The sequence below is a fragment of the Cellulomonas fimi genome (assembly GCF_028527925.1).
Lineage (GTDB): Bacteria > Actinomycetota > Actinomycetes > Actinomycetales > Cellulomonadaceae > Cellulomonas > Cellulomonas fimi_C.
Map to the genome: position 1 here is coordinate 1 of NZ_JAPESW010000190.1, position 519 is coordinate 519.

At 80.0% G+C, this 519-nt stretch carries 1 protein-coding gene; it reads left to right on the top strand.

Annotation, left to right across the window (positions count from 1 at the left end):
* Nucleotides 1–308: 308 nt before the first annotated feature.
* A partial coding sequence (locus tag OMK64_RS20410) for a hypothetical protein (RefSeq protein WP_272730178.1) occupies nucleotides 309–519 on the top strand: 211 nt, incomplete at its 3' end.

Below are 519 nucleotides of genomic sequence, written 5' to 3' on the forward strand. Positions count from 1 at the left end.
CACCCGCCGCCCGCGGCTCCACCCGCGCCCACGGCCCGTCCGCGCCCCGCCTTCGTCGCCCGGCGCCAGCCCGCCGAGTTCGTCACCTGGCGTCGAGTTCGTGAGCTCCAGGTGACGACCTCGGCGCGGACTGACGAGCTCGACGAGCCCTCGCGGCGGGCGGGGGTTTCCCCCACCTCGACCTCGTCGGGTCACCCGATGGATCGGGCCGGGCCCCGCGGGCGACGGTGGACGTGTCCGCATCGTCCGGTCCAGCACCGGCCGGACGTGCCACCGACACCGGGCGACCGCCCGCGGAAGGAAGTCCCATGCGCAGCACCGCACCGACGCACCCCGCGACCCCCGACCAGCCCGTCCCCGACGGCACCGCCGGCCCGACCGCCGGCCCCGCGCACCTGCGCCGACGGCGCGCGCTCCGGGGAGCGGCCGCGCTGCTCGCCGCAGCAGGGCTCGTCGGCGGCACGCTCGTCGCGCCGGCGACGGCCGGGGCACCCACCGCCCTCCCCGGCGCCCCAGCCC